The 20,107-nt window shown below is 68.8% G+C and carries 17 protein-coding genes and 1 riboswitch; of the genes, 12 read left to right on the forward strand and 5 right to left on the reverse strand.

Annotated elements, in window-relative coordinates:
• Nucleotides 1-42: 42 nt before the first annotated feature.
• On the forward strand, nucleotides 43-2,295 hold the full coding sequence (locus ACFY1U_RS03245; RefSeq protein WP_390692419.1) for a protein kinase: 2,253 nt from the start codon (nucleotides 43-45) through the stop codon (nucleotides 2,293-2,295).
• 15 nt (nucleotides 2,296-2,310) lie between these two features.
• On the opposite strand, the gene nadA is transcribed toward ACFY1U_RS03245, so the two are convergent.
• Nucleotides 2,311-3,495: a quinolinate synthase NadA gene (gene nadA, locus ACFY1U_RS03250; RefSeq protein ID WP_390692420.1), complete on the reverse strand. Its 1,185-nt coding sequence runs from the start codon at nucleotides 3,493-3,495 to the stop codon at nucleotides 2,311-2,313.
• Between the two features lie 294 nt (nucleotides 3,496-3,789).
• Between nadA and ACFY1U_RS03255 the strand changes: the two genes are divergently transcribed.
• Nucleotides 3,790-4,146, forward strand: a complete 357-nt coding sequence (locus tag ACFY1U_RS03255; protein WP_030582488.1) for an iron-sulfur cluster assembly accessory protein — start codon at nucleotides 3,790-3,792, stop codon at nucleotides 4,144-4,146.
• A 94-nt stretch (nucleotides 4,147-4,240) separates the two neighbouring features.
• Here ACFY1U_RS03255 and ACFY1U_RS03260 read toward each other — a convergent pair whose 3' ends face one another.
• The gene (locus ACFY1U_RS03260) at nucleotides 4,241-6,217 is read right to left on the reverse strand and encodes a hypothetical protein (protein WP_390692421.1); all 1,977 of its coding nucleotides are present in this window, start codon (nucleotides 6,215-6,217) and stop codon (nucleotides 4,241-4,243) included.
• Nucleotides 6,218-6,405: 188 nt separating this feature from the next.
• Nucleotides 6,406-6,615, reverse strand: coding sequence for a hypothetical protein (locus ACFY1U_RS03265; RefSeq protein ID WP_030932599.1), 210 nt, complete (start codon nucleotides 6,613-6,615; stop codon nucleotides 6,406-6,408).
• Between the two features lie 137 nt (nucleotides 6,616-6,752).
• On the opposite strand from ACFY1U_RS03265, the gene ACFY1U_RS03270 reads away from it, so the two are divergent.
• Nucleotides 6,753-7,727, forward strand: coding sequence for a carbohydrate kinase family protein (locus tag ACFY1U_RS03270; protein ID WP_390692422.1), 975 nt, complete (start codon nucleotides 6,753-6,755; stop codon nucleotides 7,725-7,727).
• Nucleotide 7,728: 1 nt separating this feature from the next.
• Here ACFY1U_RS03270 and ACFY1U_RS03275 read toward each other — a convergent pair whose 3' ends face one another.
• Nucleotides 7,729-9,108: a cysteine desulfurase/sulfurtransferase TusA family protein gene (locus ACFY1U_RS03275; RefSeq protein WP_390692423.1), complete on the reverse strand. Its 1,380-nt coding sequence runs from the start codon at nucleotides 9,106-9,108 to the stop codon at nucleotides 7,729-7,731.
• A 263-nt stretch (nucleotides 9,109-9,371) separates the two neighbouring features.
• On the opposite strand from ACFY1U_RS03275, the gene coxB reads away from it, so the two are divergent.
• The 4 genes from coxB (at nucleotide 9,372) to ACFY1U_RS03295 (ending at nucleotide 13,851) form a co-directional block, all read left to right on the forward strand.
• The gene (gene coxB, locus ACFY1U_RS03280; protein ID WP_390692424.1) at nucleotides 9,372-10,334 is read left to right on the forward strand and encodes a cytochrome c oxidase subunit II; all 963 of its coding nucleotides are present in this window, start codon (nucleotides 9,372-9,374) and stop codon (nucleotides 10,332-10,334) included.
• Complete coding sequence (gene ctaD / locus ACFY1U_RS03285; protein ID WP_390692425.1) at nucleotides 10,331-12,064, forward strand: cytochrome c oxidase subunit I; 1,734 nt, start codon at nucleotides 10,331-10,333, stop codon at nucleotides 12,062-12,064. The genes coxB and ctaD overlap by 4 nt, the downstream gene beginning before the upstream one ends.
• Complete coding sequence (locus tag ACFY1U_RS03290) at nucleotides 12,061-12,459, forward strand: cytochrome c oxidase subunit 4 (protein WP_390692426.1); 399 nt, start codon at nucleotides 12,061-12,063, stop codon at nucleotides 12,457-12,459. The genes ctaD and ACFY1U_RS03290 overlap by 4 nt, the downstream gene beginning before the upstream one ends.
• A gap of 132 nt (nucleotides 12,460-12,591) precedes the next feature.
• Nucleotides 12,592-13,851 carry an Ig-like domain-containing protein gene (locus tag ACFY1U_RS03295; RefSeq protein ID WP_390692427.1) on the forward strand — a complete coding sequence of 420 codons (1,260 nt, stop codon included), beginning with the start codon at nucleotides 12,592-12,594 and terminating at the stop codon, nucleotides 13,849-13,851.
• A gap of 97 nt (nucleotides 13,852-13,948) precedes the next feature.
• On the opposite strand, the gene ACFY1U_RS03300 is transcribed toward ACFY1U_RS03295, so the two are convergent.
• Nucleotides 13,949-14,353, reverse strand: coding sequence for a hypothetical protein (locus ACFY1U_RS03300; protein WP_390692428.1), 405 nt, complete (start codon nucleotides 14,351-14,353; stop codon nucleotides 13,949-13,951).
• Nucleotides 14,354-14,498: 145 nt separating this feature from the next.
• On the opposite strand from ACFY1U_RS03300, the gene ACFY1U_RS03305 reads away from it, so the two are divergent.
• The 5 genes from ACFY1U_RS03305 (at nucleotide 14,499) to trpD (ending at nucleotide 19,909) form a co-directional block, all read left to right on the forward strand.
• Entirely contained in the window at nucleotides 14,499-15,119 is a 621-nt protein-coding gene (locus tag ACFY1U_RS03305) for a heme-copper oxidase subunit III (RefSeq protein ID WP_390692430.1), read from the forward strand.
• Between the two features lie 80 nt (nucleotides 15,120-15,199).
• Complete coding sequence (locus tag ACFY1U_RS03310) at nucleotides 15,200-16,009, forward strand: c-type cytochrome (protein WP_390692431.1); 810 nt, start codon at nucleotides 15,200-15,202, stop codon at nucleotides 16,007-16,009.
• Nucleotides 16,006-17,061 (forward strand): Rieske 2Fe-2S domain-containing protein, encoded by a 1,056-nt coding sequence (locus ACFY1U_RS03315; RefSeq protein ID WP_390692432.1) that lies wholly within the window; start codon nucleotides 16,006-16,008, stop codon nucleotides 17,059-17,061. The genes ACFY1U_RS03310 and ACFY1U_RS03315 overlap by 4 nt, the downstream gene beginning before the upstream one ends.
• A complete protein-coding gene (locus ACFY1U_RS03320) occupies nucleotides 17,058-18,713 on the forward strand; it encodes a cytochrome bc complex cytochrome b subunit (protein WP_390692433.1) in 1,656 nt (551 codons plus the stop codon). The genes ACFY1U_RS03315 and ACFY1U_RS03320 overlap by 4 nt, the downstream gene beginning before the upstream one ends.
• Nucleotides 18,714-18,844: 131 nt before the next feature.
• Entirely contained in the window at nucleotides 18,845-19,909 is a 1,065-nt protein-coding gene (trpD, locus tag ACFY1U_RS03325; protein ID WP_390692434.1) for an anthranilate phosphoribosyltransferase, read from the forward strand.
• 71 nt (nucleotides 19,910-19,980) lie between these two features.
• Nucleotides 19,981-20,097: riboswitch (SAM riboswitch) on the forward strand.
• Nucleotides 20,098-20,107: the final 10 nt, after the last annotated feature.

The following is a 20,107-nucleotide window of genomic DNA, read 5'->3' on the forward strand; positions in this document are numbered from 1 at the left end:
TCCTGTGGCCTCGAACAGCCGTGCATGGAAGGGGATTCGGGCGTGCCGCTGTACAAGGACGACCCGAAATCGGTCGGCGGGTACAAGCTGGTCGACCGGCTCGGGTCCGGCGGCATGGGGGTCGTCTACTGGGGCAGATCACGCTCGGGCCGTGACGTCGCCGTCAAGGTGGTGCACGCCCAGTACGCGGAGGACAAGGTCTTCCGCGCCCGGTTCCGGCAGGAGATCGAGGCCGTCCGCAAGGTCAGCGGCGCCTTCACCGCACCGGTCGTGGACGCCGACCCGGAGGCGGTACGGCCCTGGATGGCGACCCAGTACGTCGCGGGCAGCTCCCTCGCCGAACGGATCCGCGACCACGGCGCCCTCAAGGGCACCCCACTGCGGCGGCTCGCCCTGGGACTGGTGGAGGCGCTGCAGGACATCCACCGGGCCGGAGTGGTGCACCGGGACCTCAAGCCGGCCAATGTCCTGATGGCCGAGGACGGTCCCCGCGTCATCGACTTCGGCATATCCCGTGCCGTGGAGAACCACAACACCCTCACCGAGACCGGCCAGATGATCGGCACCCCGCCCTTCATGTCACCGGAGCAGTTCACCGACGCCCGCACGGTCGGACCCGCCTCGGACGTCTTCTCGCTCGCCGCGCTCCTGGTCTTCTCGGCCACCGGACGCGGCCCCTTCGACGCCGACAGCCCGTACCTGACCGCCTTCCGGGTCGTCCACGAGCCGCCCGAACTGGACGGCGTACCGGGCCCGTTGCGCGCGGTCCTGGAGCGCTGCCTGGTCAAGGACGCCGCCGACCGGCCCTCACTGGACGTACTGGCGAAGGAGTTCGCCGAGGCCCTGCCCGAGCCCGGCCCCATGGACCCGGACACCACGACCGTCCGCCTCGCCGACCCGGGGACCTTCGAGGAGACATACGCCGGGACCGGCGGCGCGGGGCCAGGAAAGGTCACCCGGTCCGGGCGCACGCGACGCCGCAGGCTGCGCCCCTTGCCGGTGGTGGCCTGCGCGGTGGGCGTGCTGGCCCTGGGGACGGGGTGGTACATACGCTTCGGACCCGGCTTCCCGGACGGCGCCCCGGCGGCGGCTTCCGCCTCGTCCGCGGACTCCCGCTGGGCGGCCGTTCCCACCGGCTGGCAGCCCTGGCAGACGACGATGTACGAGACGGCACAGCGGGGCGAGACCAACCCGCTCGCGAAGGACAGCGCGGACGCGGGCGACGCCACCTGCCAGACGTACGAGAACGCGGTCTACTGCGCGGGCAACAACATCCTCCCGGTCCGTCTGGACGGCCGTACCGGCAAGACAGTCTGGCGCTCCGCGCTCGCGACCTCCGCCGAGGGCGCGGACAAGGCGCGGGACAACTTCGAACTCCTCGGGGTGCGGGACGACGCGATGCTCCTCCAGCACGACGTCTACGGGGCCGACGGCAGCACCAAGGCGAGCATCGTCGCCCTCGACACCAGGAGCGGCGAGCAGCTGTGGTCCCGTCTGCGCAACAACGTCACCGTCGACCAGATCGTCTCCGGCGACCTCGTCCTGACCCCCGACCCCACCGGCCGGCTGGTGACGGCCCGTTCCGCGCGCACCGGCACCGACCGCTGGACCCTGCAGCTGCCCTCCGACGACTACTGCCAGTTCACAACGGCCGGCTCCCGCCTGTACGCGCAGTGCTTCCCGGACGACGCGGCCAAGGGCGCCGTACTCCTGGAGCTGAACAAGGCCGACGGATCGGTGCTGCGGCGGCTGAAGACCCCGTACACGAGCAGCCTGCTCGGCACCGTCGGCGGCCGGCTGGCCTTCGTGGTCGGCGGTACAACCGGCCCGGCCCGCCCCGAGGACCTGAAGTTCGGCGAGATCTGGCTGCTCGACCCGGACACCGGCGCCGCCACCACCACGAAGCTGACGACGACCTACGACGGCTCGGTGCGGCTGGCCGCCGACACCCTGTGGATCACCCAGGCCAACGGCCGGGTGACCGCCGTGTCCCCGCTGACCGGCAGACCGCTGTGGCAGACCCGCACCGGCGTGGAGGGCTCGGGACAGCCCACGTACGACGCCCGCACCCGCACCCTCTACCTGGCCAGCACCAGCGGCCGGGTCGCCGCCCTCGACACCCGCAAGGGCACGCTGCTGTGGGAGACGGGCGCCCACGCCGACCAGCTCGCGAGCGGCGACGTGACCAAGTCCAAGGTGCTCCTGTACGACGGCGCGCTGGTCGTGAGCACCCCGGACGGCACCGTCTTCAGCCTGGATCCCGCGCACCCCGGGCGGAAACCCGTCCCGGGGTGACAGCGGGGCAGACGGCTACGGCAGCGCCAGCATCCGCTCCAGCGCCAGCTTCGCGAACGCCTCCGTCTCCTTGTCGACCTCGATCCGGTTGACCAGGTTGCCCTCGGCCAGCGACTCCAGCGCCCAGACCAGATGGGGCAGGTCGATGCGGTTCATGGTCGAGCAGAAGCAGACCGTCTTGTCGAGGAAGACGATCTCCTTGCCCTCGGGCGCGAAACGGTTCGCGAGCCGTCGTACGAGATTGAGCTCCGTGCCGATGGCCCACTTGGACCCGGCGGGTGCGGCCTCCAGGGCCTTGATGATGTACTCCGTCGAGCCCACGTAGTCCGCCGCGGCCACGACCTCGTGCTTGCACTCCGGGTGGACCAGCACGTTCACGCCCGGGATGCGCTCGCGCACATCGTTCACCGAGTCCAGCGAGAACCGGCCGTGCACCGAGCAGTGGCCGCGCCACAGGATCATCTTCGCGGCGCGCAGCTCGTCCGCCGTCAGCCCGCCGTTCGGCTTGTGCGGGTTGTAGACGACGCAGTCCTCCAGGGACATGCCCATGTCGCGGACGGCGGTGTTGCGGCCGAGGTGCTGGTCGGGCAGGAACAGCACCTTCTCGCCCTGCTGGAAGGCCCACTCCAGGGCCCGCTGGGCGTTGGAGGAGGTGCAGATCGTGCCGCCGTGCTTGCCCGTGAACGCCTTGATGTCCGCGGACGAGTTCATGTACGAGACCGGCACGACCTGCTCGGCTATCCCGGCCTCGGTCAGCACGTCCCAGCACTCGGCGACCTGCTCGGCGGTGGCCATGTCCGCCATCGAGCACCCGGCCGCGAGGTCCGGCAGGACGACCTTCTGGTCGTCGGAGGTCAGGATGTCCGCGGACTCCGCCATGAAGTGCACACCGCAGAACACGATGTACTCGGCCTCCGGGCGCGCCGCCGCGTCCCGGGCCAGCTTGAACGAGTCACCCGTGACGTCGGCGAACTGGATGACCTCGTCGCGCTGGTAGTGGTGGCCGAGCACGAAGACCTTGTCGCCGAGCTTCTCCTTGGCCGCGCGGGCGCGCGCCACCAGGTCCGGGTCGGACGGGGACGGCAGGTCGCCGGGGCACTCGACGCCCCGCTCGCTCTTCGGGTCGGCCTCGCGGCCGAGCAGCAGCAGGGCGAGAGGAGTCGGCTGTACGTCGAGCTCCGGGGTCTGGGCGGTGGTCACGACACGCACCCTTTCTGTTCTGCGGGAGGTTCTGCTGGAGGTCCTGCGGATGGACGTTCTAGGACATGCTTCTCGTCGAACTGACGCTATCTATCATAACCCGCTTCACGTCAGTTTGACGATGGTCATTGCGTCGATGTGACATGAATCCCGATGAGCCGTTTTCCGCCCGCCATCGCATGTGCGAGCATGAAGGAGGTGCCGAAAAACAGGCACCCGGCCCGGAATGAATCCGCGGCCTTGCCGGTTGCACCAGTCGGCAAGCAGTCTCCGTACAACCCGGGAGAGATGTAGATGTCCGTATCGGACGAGACCAGCACCGTCACCGACGGCATCATCCTGTCCGACGCCGCCGCGGCGAAGGTCAAGGCCCTGCTCGACCAGGAAGGCCGTGACGACCTGGCCCTGCGTGTCGCCGTTCAGCCCGGCGGCTGCTCCGGCCTGCGCTACCAGCTCTTCTTCGACGAGCGCTCCCTCGACGGAGACGTGGTCAAGGACTTCGGCGGCGTCAAGGTCGTCACCGACCGCATGAGCGCCCCGTACCTGGGCGGCGCGTCGATCGACTTCGTCGACACCATCGAGAAGCAGGGCTTCACGATCGACAACCCGAACGCGACGGGCTCCTGCGCCTGCGGCGACTCCTTCAGCTGAGCCCCACAGACTCCTTCAGCTGAGCCCCACATCTGAATACGCCGAAGGCGGCGGCCCCCTCCGACGGGGCCGCCGCCTTCGCTCGTCCGGCGGGCTACTGCACCCCGGCCGTCGCCTGCGGCCGCAGCGGGCCCGGCTTCGGCAGCGAGATCTCCTTGCCGTCCGAGCCCACGACCTTCCGGTCGCCGAGCGGCTCGTCCAACTGCACGGTCCGCGTCAGCTGCTTGGCGATCATGATGCAGACCTTGTTCTTCCATGGTGTCTCGGTCACCGTGACGGTCACCTTGTCGGCGCTCTCGCTCGCCTTCGCGTCGTAGTCGCCGCACACCCCACCGGTGAAGAGCACGGTCAGGTTCCTGCCGTCGGCCGTGTAGCTGTCCACCTTGACGTCACGGGTGGCCGGCGCGCTCGCCGAAGGCGTGGGCGCCCCGGACGGCGTCGTCGAGCGCGAGGCCAGGTACTTCGGGTCGACGGCCGGATACGTCACCGTGAAGCCGTTCTGCGCGCCCGCACCCTTCACCTGGAACAGCCAGGACGGCACCAGCGCCTGCCGCCCGTCCACCGCGTGCACGGCCAGCCCGAACACCGCGCCGTCCACCGTGACGGTCTGCTTCGCCGGCGTCGCGCCCGCCCCGGACGTCGACTGCCCGCACGGCGCCTCCAGCCGGTCCTTCAGCGGTACGGGGCTGGCGCAGCCGCCGATGCCCATGCGGTGGTCGGTCGTGGGTGCCGAGTTCATCAGGTCCAGCGTCTTCCGCGCACCCAGCACGGGATACGTGTCACCCTTCACCGGCGCCTTCAACTGCCCGCTGCCGCCCACCACTTCGCCCTGGGCGCCGACGGTCAGCCCGGTCGTCCAGCCGTAGGTGGGCAGCCCGCCGACCAAGGGGTTCGCGTTCACCACCCGCTGGGCGCCCATGACCTGGCTCGCGTCCACCTTCGCGTCGTCCTGGCCGACCGCCTTCAGCACCGGCGCCGCGGCCCTCTTCGCGGCGGCCTCGCTCACCGTGGCGCCGGCCGGGTTCGCGGGATCCTTCGTGCACGCGATGGCGCTCCGACAGGCGTCGGTGCCGGCCGCGTACCGGTGGAACGTCCACGTCCCCGGCGCCTGCTTGTCCACCACCAGGCTCGGCCCGGATCCGTCCTTGGCGGGCCCGACCTGCCAGGCCTGCCCCTGCGCCACCGGCGTTCCGTCCAGCCCGAGCGCCTCGGCCAGCCGCGCCACCTCGCCCTTGGTGACCTCGCCGGCCGCCCGGTACACGGGCGCGGAATCCGGCCCGTCGGGCAGCGTGCCGTCGGCCTTGTACTGCACGCCGTACGGGTTGGGTTCCCCGGGCGCGATCCCGTTCGTAGCACCCTCGGAGTAGCCGTCGAGCGCGAGCGGCGGGGGAGTGGTGCCGTCGCCGGAGGCCCCGGAGCCCGTACGCCCGCCGGACCCGCCGGAGGCCGAAGCGGCGAGGTACGCCCCGCCACCGCCCACCAGCAGCACGGCAGCGGCGACGGAGGCGATGAGCACGGGGGAGCGGCGCCGGGAGGGACGGGGCTCCTGCGCGTCCGGATCGGGCGTGGCGTCGTGAATCTCAGCGCCGCCCTCGACGGCCGCCGGAGCCTCGGCTGCCTCGGCCTCCGCGCCGCCCCCGGCCTCTGCGGCAGCCTCGCTCTCCGCGGCCGTCTCGGTCTCCTCGGCTACGGCGGTTTCCTCGGCTGCCGCGGTCTCCTCGGCTGCGGCGGATTCGTCGTCCGTCACGGCCGTCTCGGCTACGGCGATCTCGTCGTCCGTCACGGCTGCCTCGACTACGGCGGTCTTGTCGTCCGTCACGGCCGTCTTGGCTACGGCGGTCTCCTCAACCGCCGCCGGCTCCTCGGCTACGGCGGCCGCCGTAGCGTCCTCCCTCTCGGCCGCACCACGTTCCGCGCCGGTTTCCTCCCCAGGAGCGTCCGCGTCGCCCTCCGTGACGCCCGGAGCCTCGGCGCCCACCGCGCCCTGCTCCTCCACGGCACCCCGCTCCTCGGCGGAGCCGGCGGTGCCGTTCTCGTCCGGGGCGTCGTTGTCGGGTCGCTCGCTGTTCACCGCATCGCTCCTTCGCCTGCACAGCTGTCCTGTGACCCTGACCCGACCCTGTCAAAACGGGCCCCGGGAGGGTCGTATCGCACATCCCCTTGGCGGGGGACGGCGATGGGACGCAGCAGGGGAGCGCGCGGTTCCCTTCACATGCGCCGGCGCGGCGACCGGGCCGTAGCGGGCTTGCGGACCCGTGCTCAGTCGCCGTAGTCCGACATCGAGTCCAGCAGGCGGGCCGACTTCGGCGGCACGATCACGCCGTGGATGAGTGACGGGGAGACCGGACGGGAAGTGATGCGGTCGGGGGCGGCCCAGTGGGGGACCATCCGGGCGCAGTCGCCACGCAGCGACGCGAGGTCGCCTTCCAGGTCGACCGGGACCGGGGCATGGACCTTCAGGTTCGTCATACCGGAACCGTATGCACGCCGAAGCCGGTGAAGAAAGATCTACTATCGGGTAGTTTCGGCCACTTCAGAGCCCGGCTACGACCCGGTAGCGTGAACTGTCAATCCACGCTCCCGTCTCTCACAGGAGAGTCCCCGCCGTGCGCATCGCAGTCACCGGCTCCATCGCCACCGACCACCTCATGACCTTCCCCGGCCGCTTCGCCGACCAGCTTGTCGCGGACCAGCTGCACACGGTCTCGCTCTCCTTCCTGGTCGACAACCTCGACGTACGCCGGGGCGGCGTCGGCGCCAACATCGCCTTCGGCATGGGTCAGCTCGGCACGACCCCGATCCTGGTCGGCGCCGCCGGCTTCGACTTCGACGAGTACCGCGCCTGGCTGGACCGGCACGGCGTCGACACCGACTCGGTCCGTATCTCCGAGACCCTGCACACCGCACGCTTCGTGTGCACCACGGACTCGGACCACAACCAGATCGGCTCCTTCTACACGGGCGCCATGAGCGAGGCCCGCCAGATCGAGCTGAAGACCGTCGCGGACCGCGTGGGCGGCCTCGACCTGGTCCTGATCGGCGCCGACGACCCGGAGGCGATGCTCCGCCACACGGAGGAGTGCCGCTCCCGGTCCATCCCCTTCGCCGCCGACTTCTCCCAGCAGATCGCCCGGATGAACGGCGACGAGATCCGGATACTGCTGGACGGCGCCACGTACCTCTTCTCGAACGAGTACGAGAAGGGCCTGATCGAGTCCAAGACGGGCTGGAGCGACGCCGAGATCCTCGCCAAGGTCGGCCATCGCGTCACCACCCTCGGCTCCCGGGGCGTCCGCATCGAGCGGGCCGGCGAGGACCCGATCGAGGTCGGCTGCGCGGAGGAGGAGCGCAAGGCCGACCCCACGGGCGTCGGCGACGCCTTCCGCGCCGGATTCCTCTCCGGGCTCGCCTGGGGCGTCTCCCTGGAGCGCGCGGCCCAGGTCGGCTGCATGCTCGCCACGCTCGTCATCGAGACGGTCGGCACCCAGGAGTACCAGCTGCGGCGCGCCCACTTCATGGACCGGTTCGCCAAGGCCTACGGCGACGAGGCCGCCGCCGAGGTCCAGAAGCACCTGGCCTGACCTACGAGACCCGGCGGACCACGTACGCGGCACCGTGGTCCGCCGGCTCCTCACCCACGTACTCCTGGCCCCGCATCTCGCACCAGGCGGGGATGTCCAGCCGCGCCGCCTCGTCGTCGGACAGGACGCGCACCGTGCGGCCCACCGGTACGTCCCCGATGACCTTGGCGAGCTCGATGACGGGAATCGGGCAGCGCTTGCCGAGCGCGTCGACGACCAGCGCGTCGTCCTGCCGCACGGTTGCCGCCGCAGCCGGTGCCCCCAGCTTCTCCCGCACCCCCGCCACCGCCCCCGGCAGCACCTTCAGGAACCGCTCGACGTCCTCCTCCGGCGTCCCCATCGGCAGCGAAACCCGCACATTCCCCTCACTCAGCACCCCCATCGCCTTCAGCACATGGCTGGGCGTCAGCGTGCTGCTGGTGCAGGACGACCCGGAGGAGACGGAGAAACCCTCCCGGTCCAGCTCGTGCAGCAATGTCTCCCCGTCGACATAGAGACAGGAGAAGGTGACGATCCCCGGCAGCCGCCGCCGCGGATCCCCGACCACCTCCACGTCCGGCACCGACTGCGGCACCCGCACCCGGATCCGCTCCGTCAGCTCCCGCAGCCGTACCGCCTCTTGCTCTGCCTCCGCCCGCACCGCCCGCAGCGAGGCTGCCGCGGCCACGATCCCCGGCAGATTCTCGAACCCGGCGGCCCGCCCCGACTCCCGCTCGTCCGCGGGCCCTTGCGACACGAACCGCACACCCTTTCGTACGACGAGCAGCCCCACCCCGGAGGGCCCGCCCCACTTGTGCGCACTGGCCGTGAGCAGCGACCAGTCGCCCGCCACCGGCCCCCACCCGAGCGACTGCGCCGCATCCACCAGCAACGGCACACCGGACTCCCGGCACACCGCAGCCACTTCGGCCACGGGCTGCTCGGTCCCCACCTCGTGGTTGGCCGACTGAAGACAGGCCAGCGCGGTGTCCGGACGCAGGGCGTCCGCGTACGACGCAGGCGTCACCCTGCCCTGCCGGTCCACCTCGATCTGCGTGACGCTCCCCCCGCCGGCCTCGTGCGCGTCAGCCGCATGGAGCACCGAGGAGTGTTCGACCGCCGACACGATCAGGTGACGCCCAACCCGGTGACGCCCGGCCAACGCCCCAGCGATCCCGGCATGCACGGCCCGCGTCCCGGAAGAGGTGAAAACCAGCTCGTCGGCACGGCATCCCACAGCCTCGGCGGCCGCTTCCCGAGCCGCATCCAACAGCATCCGAGCCCGCCGCCCTTCGCGGTACAGCCGTGCGGGATCTGCCCACCCTTCATCCAGCGAGGCCAGCAGAGCCTGCCGGGCAACGGGATGAAGAGGAGCACTGGAAGCAGCGTCGAAGTAGGCCACGCAGCAACGCTAAACCGCCGTTCACTGCAGCGGCCTCAAGGGGCGCGGGGAACTGCGCGACAAGCCACATACGGCCCGCACCCGCCAAACCAGCGAACCACCCCATTGCATAGGCCCCCCTCCCCGCGACCCCCCGGAGGGCGTCGGCTAGGGTTTGGTCCGCATAAACATCCAAACCCCTGCCCGACGCAGGGCGGCGACCGACCACCGAAGAAGGCAGGCCGCAGCCAACCGCGCGGGCGAGACTCTCGGGAAGGCGCTACGTGAGTCCCAACGGCTCCGACCGCTCGCCGCGGCGCCCGATGCGGCGGAAGCTGCTGCAGGCAATGACCGCGGGCCTGGTCCTGGCGACCGCCACCGGTTGCACATACAAGGACTTCCCCCGCCTTGGTATGCCCACCCCGACCACGGAAGAGGCTCCGCGGATCCTCTCCCTGTGGCAGGGCTCCTGGGCTGCCGCGCTCGCCACCGGCGTGCTGGTGTGGGGCCTGATCCTGTGGAGTGCTTTCTTCCACCGGCGCAGCCGCACGAAGGTCGAAGTTCCTCCGCAGACCCGGTACAACATGCCGATCGAGGCGCTGTACACGGTGGTTCCGCTCGTCATCGTCTCGGTGCTGTTCTACTTCACGGCCCGCGACGAGTCGAAGCTGCTCAGCCTCTCCGACAAGAAGCCCGACGTCACCGTGAACGTCGTCGGCTTCCAGTGGAGCTGGGGCTTCAACTACATCGAGCCCGTGCCCGGTGTCACCGGTGACGCGAAGACCGACCAGAACCTGGCCGGCATTCCGGACCGGTTCAAGAACGCGTTCCCGGCGAACGCCGGCGGTGTCTACGACGTCGGTACGCCGGCCACGAGGAACCCGCAGACCGGCAACCCGGGTCCGACGCTGTGGCTGCCCAAGGGCAAGACGGTCCGCTTCGTCCTGACCTCGCGTGACGTCATCCACTCCTTCTGGGTGGTGCCGTTCCTGATGAAGATGGACGTCATCCCGGGCCACACCAACGCCTTCCAGGTGACCCCCAACAAGGAGGGCACCTTCCTCGGCAAGTGCGCCGAGCTCTGCGGCGTCGACCACTCCCGGATGCTGTTCAACGTGAAGGTCGTCTCCCCCGAGCGCTACGAGCAGCACCTCAAGGACCTCGCCAAGAAGGGGCAGACCGGTTACGTTCCCGCCGGCATCGCGCAGACGAGCCACGAGAAGAACCGGGAGACGAACAACCTGTGAGCATCGTCAACGAACCCCAGGGCGCCGCGGCAGAGTCCCACTACGCGGACGAGCTGCCGGTCCGGCGCAAGCAGCCCGGCAACGTGGTCATCAAGTGGCTCACCACCACTGACCACAAGACGATCGGGACGCTCTACCTCGTCACGTCGTTCGCGTTCTTCCTGATCGGCGGCGTGATGGCGCTGCTGATGCGCGCCGAGCTGGCCCGTCCGGGCCTGCAGATCATGACGAACGAGCAGTTCAACCAGGCGTTCACGATGCACGGCACGATCATGCTGCTGATGTTCGCGACGCCGCTGTTCGCGGGCTTCACCAACTGGATCATGCCGCTGCAGATCGGCGCGCCCGACGTGGCGTTCCCGCGGCTGAACATGTTCGCCTACTGGCTCTACCTGTTCGGCTCGACGATCGCGGTGGGCGGCTTCCTCACCCCGCAGGGTGCGGCCGACTTCGGCTGGTTCGCCTACTCCCCGCTGTCGGACGCGGTCCGCTCACCGGGTGTCGGCGCCGACCTGTGGATCATGGGTCTGGCCTTCTCCGGCTTCGGCACGATCCTCGGTGCGGTCAACTTCATCACCACCATCATCTGCATGCGTGCGCCGGGCATGACCATGTTCCGCATGCCGATCTTCGTGTGGAACGTGCTGCTGACCGCGGTGCTGGTCCTGCTCGCCTTCCCGGTCCTCGCCGCCGCGCTGTTCGCGCTGGAGGCGGATCGGAAGTTCGGGGCACATGTCTTCGACGCGGCCAATGGCGGCGCCCTGCTGTGGCAACACCTCTTCTGGTTCTTCGGCCATCCAGAGGTGTACATCATCGCGCTGCCGTTCTTCGGCATCATCTCCGAGGTCATCCCGGTCTTCTCCCGTAAGCCGATGTTCGGCTACATGGGCCTGATCGGCGCGACGATCGCCATCGCGGGTCTGTCCGTGACCGTGTGGGCCCACCACATGTACGTCACCGGCGGTGTACTGCTCCCGTTCTTCTCCTTCATGACGTTCCTCATCGCCGTACCGACCGGCGTGAAGTTCTTCAACTGGATCGGAACGATGTGGAAGGGGTCCCTTTCCTTCGAGACCCCGATGCTCTGGGCGACCGGCTTCCTGGTCACCTTCACCTTCGGTGGTCTGACGGGTGTCATCCTGGCCTCGCCGCCGATGGACTTCCACGTCTCGGACTCGTACTTCGTGGTGGCCCACTTCCACTACGTGGTCTTCGGCACCGTCGTCTTCGCGATGTTCTCCGGCTTCCACTTCTGGTGGCCGAAGATGACCGGCAAGATGCTCGACGAGCGCCTCGGCAAGATCACCTTCTGGACGCTGTTCATCGGCTTCCACGGCACCTTCCTGGTCCAGCACTGGCTGGGCGCCGAGGGCATGCCCCGTCGTTACGCGGACTACCTCGCGGCCGACGGCTTCACCGCCCTGAACACGATCTCGACGATCAGCTCGTTCCTGCTCGGCATGTCGATCCTGCCGTTCCTCTACAACGTGTGGAAGACGGCCAAGTACGGCAAGCCGGTCGGCGTCGACGACCCGTGGGGCTACGGCCGCTCGCTCGAGTGGGCGACGTCCTGCCCGCCGCCGCGGCACAACTTCCTCACCCTGCCGCGGATCCGCAGCGAATCCCCGGCGTTCGACCTGCACCACCCTGAGATCGCCGCTCTCGACCAGCTCGAGAACGCGCCTCACGGTGAGAAGGCTCTGGCTGGTGGCAAGGAGGCCGGCAAGTGAAGGTTCAGGGCACGATGTTCATGTGGCTGAGCGTCTTCGTCCTCGCCATGGCGGTGGTCTATGGCATCTGGTCGAAGGAGCCGGCCGGTACCACGGCACTCTTCCTGGCCTTCGGTCTGTGCATCATGGTCGGCTTCTACCTCGGCTTCACGGCCAAGCGGGTCGACGCGGGTGCCATGGACAACAAGGAGGCGGACGTCGCGGACGACGCCGGCGAGGTCGGGTTCTTCAGCCCGCACAGCTGGCAGCCGCTGGCCCTCGGGGTCGGTGGCGCGCTCGCCTTCCTGTCGATCGCGATCGGCTGGTGGCTGCTGTACTTCTCCGCGCCGATCATCATGATCGGCCTGTACGGCTGGGTCTTCGAGTACTACCGCGGTGAGAACCGCACCCAGTAGCACGCGCAGGGCGCATGGGGAGCCCGGACACTCCGTAAGGAGCGTCCGGGCTCCCGCTTTTGCCCCAATAACGTTCCCTCGTACGGATTACACCGCGCGCCGTCCTTGACGAACGTCCCTAGCGTGAGGGACATGAACCACTCTCCGCGCACCCGCACCGTCGTCAGCTGCACCCTGCTGGTGATCGCCCTCGGCGCGGGCGGCACCGCTTGCAGCAGCGGGGGCAACCCGCTGGCCGACAAGCCGTACGACGCGACGGACCAGATCTCCTTCAACGGCCTCAACGGTGACGGGAAGAAGGCCGACCCGGACAAGCCCCTCGAGGTCACCGCCGAGGACGGCGGCCGTATCACGGACGTCACCGCCACAGACGCCGCAGGCCGCTTCGTGGCGGGCGAACTCTCCGCCGACGGCACCCACTGGCACAGCACCTCCCCGCTCGCCGCCAACGCCCACTACACGGTCCGGGTGAGCACGGAGGACGAGGACGGGGCGCCGGGCCGCAAGGTCCTCGCCTTCGACACCAGCACCCCCAGCACCAAGAAGCGCCTGGATGTGAAGTTCGGCCCCGACTCCGGCGACTACGGCGTCGGCCAGCCCGTCACCGCCCAACTCAACCAGCCCGTCAGGGACAGGGCGCAGCGTGCGATAGTCGAACGGGCGCTGCGCGTGGACTCCGTTCCGGCCGTGCAGGGCGCCTGGCACTGGGTGGACGACAAGGAACTCCACTACCGCCCCAAGGACTACTGGCCCGCCCACACCACGGTCCAGGTGCACAGCAACCTGGACGGCATCAAGGTCGGCGACCGGCTGTGGGGCACCAGGAGCAAGCCGCTGAAGCTCACCATCGGCGACAGCATCATCGCCGTCACCGACGCCGCGGCGCACTCCATGACGGTGTACAAGAACGGCGAGGACATCAGGCAGCTCCCCGTCACCACCGGCAAGCCCGGCTTCGAGACCCGCAACGGCGTCAAGGTCGTACTGGGCAAGCAGTCCTTCGTACGCATGCGCAGCGCGACCGTGGGCATCGCCGAAGGCAGCGCCGACTCCTACGACCTGCCCGTCTACTGGGCCACCCGCCTCACCTGGAGCGGCGAGTACGTCCACGCCGCCCCCTGGTCCGTGGGCTCCCAGGGCTACGCCAACGTCAGCCACGGCTGCACCGGCATGAGCACCGCCAACGCCGAATGGTTCTTCAACACCGTCCACGAGGGCGACGTGGTGAAGGTCATCAACTCCAACGGCGAGACCATGGCGCCCTTCGGCAACGGCTTCGGCGACTGGAACCTCACCTGGAAGAACTGGCGCGCAGGCAGCGCCCTGGTGGGCGGCACACCCGACGGCCCGAGCCCGGACGACGCGGCAAGACTGAGACCGCAGAACGTCTGACACGAGGCTGAGGGACAGCGCCCCTTAAGGGGCGCGGGGAACTGCGCGACAAGCCACAACGGACCCGCAGTCGCCGAAAGACCCGTACCCCGAGCTACTAGGCGCTCTGCTGAAGTGCTTTCTGCCGCAGCAAGGAAGCCAGCGCCGAGGCGAACTCCACAGGCTCCACCGGCAGAGTGACCGCCGCATCCGCCCGGCTCCACGTGGCCAGCCACGCATCCTGAGGCCGCCCGATGAGCAGCAGCACCGGCGGGCAGTTGAACACCTCGTCCTTGATCTGTCGGCACACCCCCATGCCCCCCATGGGCACGGCCTCGCCGTCCAGGACGCACACGTCGATCCCGCCCCGGTCCAGCTCCTTGATGACGGCGGCCGGCGTCGCACACTCCAGGATCTCGACGACGGGAACGTCGGGAGCGGGCCTGCGCCCGGTCGCGAGCCGCACCTGTTCGCGGGTGTTGGAGTCGTCGCTGTAGACCAGCACCGTGGCGGTCGGCTGCATAGTTCCTCCGAGACGTCAGCGTCGTACGGAAAGGCCCGATGGGGCGGATGTTACTCCGTTCAACACCACGTCAACACCGGTATGGACGGCAGCAACACTCCGAACGGCACCCCCCGGAGTGAGGGCGGGATAAGCGACCGACATAATGTCGGTCGTGGCGACAGCAACGACAGTAGAAACCGGGCACGCGCACCCGTCGGTCAACCGGCCGAACCTCACCAGCGTCGGAACCATCATCTGGCTGAGTTCCGAGCTGATGTTCTTCGCGGCCCTCTTCGCGATGTACTTCACCCTGCGATCGGTGACCGGTCCGGATCACTGGAAGGAGATGGCGAGTCATCTCAACATTCCGTTCTCCGCGACCAACACCACGATCCTGGTGCTCTCCTCCCTCACCTGCCAGCTCGGCGTGTTCGCCGCCGAGCGCGGGGACGTGAAGAAGCTCCGGGGCTGGTTCATCGTCACCTTCGTGATGGGTGCGATCTTCATCGGCGGTCAGATCTTCGAGTACACGGAGCTGGTGAAGAAGGACGGCATCTCGCTGTCCTCCGACCCGTACGGCTCGGTGTTCTACCTGACCACCGGGTTCCACGGCATGCACGTGACGGGCGGCCTCATCGCCTTCCTGTTCGTTCTCGGCCGCACCTACGCGGCCAAGAGGTTCACCCACGAGCAGGCGACCGCGGCCATCGTCGTGTCCTACTACTGGCACTTCGTCGATGTCGTGTGGATCGGCCTCTTCGCCACGATCTACCTGATCAAGTAGCCGGGCCCGTTCCCGCGTGCGCCCGCGCGGCGCACAACCCACAAGCATCGACGCAGAAGATCCTGACACCGGGGTAATCCGTGAAAAAGCTCTCCGCACGACGACGCCATCCCATGGCGGCGCTCGTCGTCCTACTCCTCGCGCTGGCATGCACCGGGGGGCTGTACGCCGCGTTCGCACCCGCGAGCAAGGCGCAGGCCGATGACACCGCCCAGTCCCTTGCCATCGACGAGGGCAAGAAGCTCTACTCCGTGGGCTGCGCCAGCTGCCACGGCACCGGCGGTCAGGGCACCTCCGACGGTCCGAGCCTCGTGGGCGTGGGCGCCGCGGCCGTCGACTTCCAGGTCGGCACCGGCCGTATGCCGGCCCAGCAGCCGGGCGCTCAGGTCCCGAAGAAGAAGGTCATCTACTCGCAGGCCCAGATCGACCAGCTCGCCGCGTACATCGCCTCCCTCGGCGCCGGCCCGTCCATCCCGACGGCGGCGCAGTACGGCCCGGACGGTGCCGACATCGCCAAGGGTGGCGAGCTGTTCCGCACCAACTGCGCGCAGTGCCACAACTTCACCGGCAAGGGCGGTGCGCTGACGCACGGCAAGTTCGCGCCGAGCCTCGAGGGCGTCGACCCGAAGCACATCTACGAGGCCATGCAGACCGGCCCGCAGAACATGCCGTCGTTCCCCGACACCACGATGTCGGAGCAGAACAAGAAGGACATCATCGCGTACCTCCACGCGGTCAACGGAGACGACACCGAGAGCCCCGGCGGCCTTGAGCTGGGCGGACTCGGCCCGGTCTCCGAGGGCCTGTTCGCCTGGATCTTCGGACTCGGCGCGCTGATCGCGGTCGCCGTCTGGGTCGCCGCTCGGACCGCAAAGGCCAAGAAGTCATGAGTAGCCAAGACATTCCAGAAGAGAACCTGCCCGCTGAGCAGGACGCGCACGGCACCGTAAGCCTCGCGGACGAGCAGAACCCGTTCGCGGACCCCGGTCTGCCGCCCCACGAGCACCGGGTGCAGGACATCGACGAGCGGGCCGCCAAGCGGTCCGAGCGTGTGGTGGCCATGCTGTTCACGGTCTCGATGCTGGCCACGGTCGGCTTCATCGCCTCGTACGTGGCGATCCCGCACGACAAGGCGATCTTCGTCTTCCCGATCGGGCACATCAACGCGCTGAACTTCGCGCTCGGCCTGACCCTGGGCCTGGCGCTGTTCGCCATCGGCGCGGGCGCGGTCCACTGGGCCCGCACCCTGATGTCCGACGTGGAGATCGCCGACGAGCGGCACCCGATCGAGGCGTCCCCCGAGGTCAAGGCCAAGGTCATGGCCGACTTCAAGCAGGGCGCCAAGGAGTCCGCGCTCGGCCGCCGCAAGCTCATCCGCAACACGATGTTCGGTGCGCTGGCCCTGTTCCCGCTCTCCGGCGTCATGCTGCTGCGCGACCTCGGACCGCTGCCGGGGACCAAGCTGCGCCACACGCTGTGGTCCAAGGGCAAGCTGCTCGTCAACATGAACACGAACGAGCCGCTGCGCGCCTCCGACGTCGCGGTCGGCTCGCTCACCTTCGCCAAGCCCGAGGGCCTGGAGGAGCACGACGAGAACTTCCAGACCGAGATCGCCAAGGCGGCCCTGATGATCGTCCGGATCCAGCCGGACAACATCAAGGACAAGCGCGAGCTCGAGTGGTCGCACGAGGGCATCGTCGCGTACTCGAAGATCTGCACCCACGTCGGTTGCCCGATCTCGCTGTACGAGCAGCAGACGCACCATGTGCTGTGCCCCTGCCACCAGTCCACCTTCGACCTGTCCGACGGTGCCCGGGTGATCTTCGGCCCCGCCGGTCACGCCCTGCCGCAGCTGCGCATCGGCGTGAACGACCAGGGCTACCTCGAGGCGCTCGGCGACTTCGAAGAGCCCGTCGGTCCTGCATTCTGGGAGCGCGGATGAGCACCAACGAGACGCACACATCAGCCGCTGCCGCGGCGGGCGAGCGGCGCGGCAAAGCGCCGGCCGGCGAGCGCGTCGCCGACTGGGCCGACGGCCGGCTGGGGATCTACTCCCTGGCCAAGACCAACATGCGCAAGATCTTCCCCGACCACTGGTCGTTCATGTTGGGCGAAGTGTGCATGTACAGCTTCATCATCCTCATCCTCACGGGTGTGTATCTGACGCTGTTCTTCCACCCGTCGATGAACGAGGTGGAGTACCACGGCAGCTACATCCCGCTGCAGGGCCAGATGATGTCCGAGGCGTTCAACTCGACCCTGCACATCTCCTTCGATGTGCGCGGTGGTCTGCTCATCCGGCAGATCCACCACTGGTCCGCGCTGATCTTCCTCGCGGGCATGTTCGTGCACATGATGCGTGTGTTCTTCACCGGCGCGTTCCGCAAGCCGCGTGAGGTCAACTGGATCTTCGGCTTCCTGCTGTTCGTCCTGGGCATGTTCACCGGCTTCACCGGTTACTCGCTCCCGGACGACCTGCTCTCCGGCACCGGTGTCCGCTTCATGGAGGGCGCGATCCTGTCCGTGCCGGTCGTCGGCACGTACCTGTCGATGTTCCTCTTCGGCGGCGAGTTCCCGGGCGGCGACTTCGTGGCCCGGTTCTACTCGGTCCACATCCTGCTGCTGCCGGGCATCATGCTCGGCCTGATGGTGGGCCACCTGATCCTGGTCTTCTACCACAAGCACACGCAGTTCGCGGGCCCCGGAAAGACGAACAACAACGTCGTCGGCATGCCGCTGCTGCCGGTGTACATGGCGAAGGCCGGCGGCTTCTTCTTCCTGGTCTTCGGCGTCATCACGGCCATCGCGGCGATCGCCTCGATCAACCCGATCTGGGCCATGGGCCCGTACCGTCCGGACCAGGTGTCGACCGGCGCCCAGCCCGACTGGTACATGGGCTTCTCCGAAGGCCTGATCCGTACGATGCCGGGCTGGGAGATCAACCTGTGGGGCCACACGCTCGTCCTGGGCGTGTTCATCCCGCTGATCATCTTCCCGCTGGTCCTGGTCGCGATCGCGGTCTACCCGTTCATCGAGTCCTGGGTCACCGGCGACAAGCGTGAGCACCACATCCTGGACCGCCCGCGCAACGCCCCGACGCGTACCGCCTTCGGTGCGGCGTGGATCTCCTGGTACTTCGTGCTGCTCGTCGGTGGTGGCAACGACCTCTGGGCGACCCACTTCCACCTGTCGATCAATGCGATCACCTGGTTCGTCCGGGTCGCGTTCTTCGTCGTGCCGGTGCTCGTGTTCATCGCCACCAAGCGGATCTGCCTCGGCCTCCAGCGCCGCGACAGGGACAAGGTGCTGCACGGCCGCGAGTCCGGCATCATCAAGCGCCTGCCGCACGGTGAGTTCATCGAGGTGCACGAGCCGCTCAGCCAGGACGCCCTGCACACCCTCACCGCGCACGAGCAGTACAAGCCGGCCGAGATCGGCCCGACGGTCGACGAGAACGGCGTCGAGCGCAAGGTCAAGGGCTCCGAGAAGCTGCGCGCCAAGCTCAGCGAGGCGTACTACGGCGAGGAGTCCCAGATTCCGAAGCCGACCGTCGAGGAGTACAGGGAGATCACGAGCGGCCACGGCCACCACTGATCGCTGCGGCTCGCCACGCCACGGCAAGGGCCCCCGTCCGATCTTCGGACGGGGGCCCTTCTCCGTGCCCTGAGCTGGATAGGGTGGCCTCACACTCGTTTTCTTCTCCTACGACGACCAGGAGCGGCCGTATGAGCGCTGTGACCCCCGCTGGAGGCGACACCGCGGCGGGCCGTTCCTGGCCCCTGCTGCTGAACGGCCTGCTGGACGGGCAGGACCTCACCGCCGACGACACCGCCTGGGCGATGGACCTGATCATGCGCGGTGAGGCGACCGACGCCCAGATCGCCGGGTTCGCGGTGGCGATGCGCGCCAAGGGCGAGACCGTCGAGGAGATCACCGGGATCGTCCGGACGATGTACGAGCACGCGAACGTGATCGAGGTGCCGGGGCGGACCGTCGACATCGTCGGTACGGGCGGCGACGGCGCGAAGACGGTGAACATCTCCACGATGTCGGCGATCGTCATCGCGGGCACGGGCGCAAAAGTCGTCAAGCACGGCAACCGGGCCGCCTCCTCGGCGTCCGGCGCCTCGGACGTGCTGGAGAAGCTGGGCGTCAATCTGGAACTGACGCCGAAGCGGGTGGCGGAGGTCGCGGAGGAAGCCGGCATCACGTTCTGCTTCGCCATCAAGTTCCACCCGGCGCTGCGTCATGTGGCCGCCGCACGCGGCCAGTTGGGCATCCGGACGACCTTCAACGCCCTCGGGCCGCTGACCAACCCGGCGAAGGTGAGGGCCCAGGCGGTGGGCGTCGCCGACCCGCGCCTGGCGCCCCTCATCGCCGGCGTCCTCGCCGAGCGCGGCAACTCCTCCCTCGTCTTCCGCGGCGACGACGGCTTCGACGAGCTGACGACGACGGCCACCTCACGTGTCTGGATCGTCCGCGACGGCAAGGTCACCGAGGAGACCTTCGACCCCCGTGACGTCGGCATCGAACTGGTCCCGGTCGAGGCCCTGCGCGGCGGCGACCCGTCGTACAACGCGGAGGTCGCCCGCAGGCTCCTCGACGGCGAGAAGGGCCCCGTACGGGACGCCGTCCTGCTGAACTCGGCGGCCGCGCTCGTCGCCCTCGACCCGGGTCCCGGGACGCTGGCCGAGCAGATCCGGGCCGGCATGGACAAGGCGGCGCAGGCGATCGACTCCGGTGCGGCGAAGCGGGCGCTGGAGCGCTGGGTGGCGGCCAGCAACGCATAGCAGGGGAGTGCGGTCCCGCAATGCGGACACGAGTTGCGGGACCGCGATCACTTCACGTACGTTCCTGTCCAGGTCATGAGTGACAGTCATGAGGCCCCGGCCGACTGTCCGGCAACCCTCCGTCCGTGGCGGGGTGCCCCGGGTGAAGACCAGGCCGTAGGCAGCGAGGTCTACGGCAAGCGCGGACCCCTCGAGAAG

The sequence above is a fragment of the Streptomyces sp. NPDC001351 genome (genome assembly GCF_042896045.1).
Lineage (GTDB): Bacteria > Actinomycetota > Actinomycetes > Streptomycetales > Streptomycetaceae > Streptomyces.